Origin of the sequence: Actinomadura sp. NPDC049753, assembly GCF_040674655.1 — a bacterium.
Classification (GTDB): Bacteria; Actinomycetota; Actinomycetes; order Streptosporangiales; family Streptosporangiaceae; genus Spirillospora; species Spirillospora verrucosospora.
The window spans coordinates 1-3,005 of the sequence record NZ_JBFARL010000394.1 but is presented as its reverse complement, the minus strand read 5'-3'; the positions used below and the strand labels follow the sequence as shown (position 1 = coordinate 3,005).

Here is a 3,005-nt window from a genome sequence, read left to right as displayed (position 1 = left end):
GCGATGGACGGGTGGTCGTTGCCGACCGACTCGGGGACGTCCCGGGCGACGGTCCAGAGCCTGGCCGCGCGGGTCGTCGGCAGGGCGGGCGGCGGCGCCGCGCAGGCGCTGCTGGTCCTGGTCGCGCTGTTCTGGCTGGTGCCGACCCTCGGCCTGCTGGTCGCCTCGCTGCGCTCCAACGAGGACAACAACGCCGACGGCTGGTGGAACGTGTTCGCCAAGCCGGCGCAGCTGACCACCGAGTCCTACGGCGCGCTGCTGGACAAGGGCGACTTCGTCGACTCGTTCTGGAACACGGTGCTGATCACCGTCCCGGCGACGGTGCTGGTGGTCGCGATCGCCTCGCTGGCCGCCTACGCGTTCGCCTGGATGGAGTTCCCCGGCCGGGACTGGCTGTTCCTCGGCGTCGTGGCGCTGCTGGTGGTGCCGGTCCAGGTCGCGCTGATCCCGGTCGCCAAGCTGTACGGCCACATCGAGTTCGGAAGCTTCCACATGTTCGGCTCGGTCACCGGCGTCGTGCTGTTCCACGTGGCCTTCGGGCTGCCGTTCGCGATCTTCCTGCTCCGCAACTTCTTCGCGGCGATCCCCCGGGACCTGCTGGAGGCGGCGCGGATGGACGGCGGCTCGGAGTGGACGATCTTCCGCCGGGTGATCTTCCCGCTGGGCGGCCCGGCGATCGCCTCGCTCGGCATCTTCCAGTTCCTGTGGGTGTGGAACGACCTGCTGGTCGCGCTGGTGTTCGCCGACACCGGGTCGCAGCCGATGACCAAGTGGCTGCAGTCGCAGATGCGGCAGTTCACCGGCAACATCGACATCCTCGCGCCCGGCGCGTTCCTGTCGCTGGTCGTCCCGCTGGTCGTGTTCTTCGCCTTCCAGCGCTACTTCGTCCAGGGGGTCCTCGCCGGCTCGGTGAAGTGACGCCCGCGAGACAACGGTGCCCACGGCCTCGCTGAGGCCGTGGGCACCGCCCTGTCACAGCGGGATGGTCAGCCGGACTTGCGCAGGTCCGCGGCGCCGTGCCGTTCGGCGACGTCGGGGTGCCCGATGGCCAGGCCGCTGGACGGGTCGAAGAAGTGCAGGCGGCGCGTGTCGACGGCGAGGTCCACGTCCTGCCCCGGGCGCACGTGCGAGCGGGAGTTGACGCGGGCCGTCCACAGCGCCTTGTTGTCGATCAGCGGGATCGCCTCGGCCTCGCCCTCGGCGGCGTCCTCGGCCAGGTCGGCGGTGTCCTTGTGCTCGACCGGCGGGGCGTCGATCGTGAAGATCACGTTGATCTCGCTGCCGAGCTCCTCGGTGACGCTGCTGCGCACCGCCATCGGCGCCCAGCCGGGCTGGGCGTGCGAGGAGTCCTCGAAGTCCGACGGGCGGACGCCGAGGATGACCTTCTTGCCGAGGTAGTCGCCCAGGCCGGGCTTGCCGTCCATGACCGCGGCCGGGACGGGCAGCGTGTAGCCGGCGAAGGAGACCCGCGCCCCGCCGTCGCCGGTCTCGAGGTCGGCGAGCACGAAGTTCATCGCGGGCGAGCCGATGAACCCGGCCACGAACAGGTTGACGGGGTTGTCGAACAGCCGCTGCGGGGTGTCGACCTGCTGGAGCTTGCCCTCGCGCAGCACGCACACCCGCGATCCGAGCGTCATCGCCTCGACCTGGTCGTGGGTGACGTACACGGTGGTGACGCCGAGCCGCTCGTGCAGCTGGCTGAGGGAGGCGCGCATGGACACGCGGAGCTTGGCGTCGAGGTTGGACAGCGGCTCGTCCATCAGGAACGCCTGCGGCTGGCGGACGATCGCGCGGCCCATCGCGACGCGCTGCCGCTGGCCGCCCGACAGCGCGGCCGGCTTGCGGGACAGGTACTGCTCCAGACCGAGCATCTTGGCGGCGTCGCGGACCTTCTGCTTGATCTCCGCCTTCGGCGTGCCGCGCAGCTTGAGGCCGAACGCGAGGTTCTGCTCGACCGTCATGTGCGGGTAGAGGGCGTAGTTCTGGAACACCATCGCGATGTCGCGGTCCTTCGGCGCGAGGTCGTTGACGACCTGGTCGCCGATGGAGATCTTCCCGCCGGAGATCTCCTCCAGCCCGGCGATCATCCGCAGCGCGGTGGACTTGCCGCAGCCGGACGGCCCGACCAGCACCATGAACTCGCCGTCGCGGATCTCCAGGTCGAGCCCGTCGACGGCCTTGACTCCGCCGCCGTACACCTTGTCGACCCGGTCCAGCACGATCTTGGCCATCCGAACCCCTTTGGAAACGTTTCCGCCGTTCCCCCGCCGAGCAGGGGATATGTCGTATTGGCTGGAGTAAACATCATGGAATCGTTTCCAGGGGAGACGTCATCGTGAGAAGATGATCGAAACGGGCGGAAAGGGACGGTGCGCGGGTGGCGGAACGGCGGTCGGCGACGATCAAGGACGTGGCCGCGGCGGCGGGCGTCGGCATCGCCACGGTGTCGCGGGTGTTCTCCGGGACGGGCTCGGCGAGCGCCGCGACCCGCGAGCGGGTGCTGGCCGCGGCCCGCGAGCTGGACTACCGGCCGAGCGCCCTCGGCCGGGGCCTGAAGCTGCGCCGCAGCGGCGGCATCGGCCTGGTCGTCCCCGACGTCACCGACCCGTTCTGCGCCGAGGTGGTCGCGGGAGTGCTGGCCTGCGCCCGCACCCTCGGCGAGCACGTCATCGTGGACGCCGCGCACGGCGATCCGTCCCGCGAGGCCGAGATCGTCGACCGGCTCGTCGAGCAGCGGGTCGACGGGATCATCGCGCTGCCCGCCGGGGACGAGGCCGACTGGCGCGCCGCGGCCCGGGTGTGCTCCAGCGTCGTGTTCGCCGACCGGGTCCTGCCCGGGCTGCCCGACATCCCGTCCGTGCTGGCCGACGACGCGGGCGGCGTGCGGTCCCTCACCGAGTACCTCGCCGAGACAAGGCCGACCCCGCCGACCACTTCAAGTCCGGCGACGCGGCCATGGTCGTCAACGGCACCTGGTTCAACACGAGCATGACCCAGCGCGGCCT

Annotated in this window: 3 protein-coding genes; 2 read left to right on the top strand and 1 reads right to left on the bottom strand. The window is 70.7% G+C overall.

What is annotated here, in order from left to right; all coding sequences use genetic code 11:
• The first annotated feature begins 3 nt into the window (after nucleotides 1-3).
• On the top strand, nucleotides 4-918 hold the full coding sequence (locus AB0K37_RS41450) for a carbohydrate ABC transporter permease (protein ID WP_363991524.1): 915 nt from the start codon (nucleotides 4-6) through the stop codon (nucleotides 916-918).
• A 68-nt stretch (nucleotides 919-986) separates the two neighbouring features.
• On the opposite strand, the gene ugpC is transcribed toward AB0K37_RS41450, so the two are convergent.
• Nucleotides 987-2,231 (bottom strand): sn-glycerol-3-phosphate ABC transporter ATP-binding protein UgpC, encoded by a 1,245-nt coding sequence (ugpC, locus tag AB0K37_RS41445; RefSeq protein ID WP_363991521.1) that lies wholly within the window; start codon nucleotides 2,229-2,231, stop codon nucleotides 987-989.
• Nucleotides 2,232-2,377: 146 nt separating this feature from the next.
• On the opposite strand from ugpC, the gene AB0K37_RS41440 reads away from it, so the two are divergent.
• On the top strand, nucleotides 2,378-2,992 hold the full coding sequence (locus tag AB0K37_RS41440) for a LacI family DNA-binding transcriptional regulator (protein WP_363991518.1): 615 nt from the start codon (nucleotides 2,378-2,380) through the stop codon (nucleotides 2,990-2,992).
• Nucleotides 2,993-3,005 lie beyond the last annotated feature (13 nt).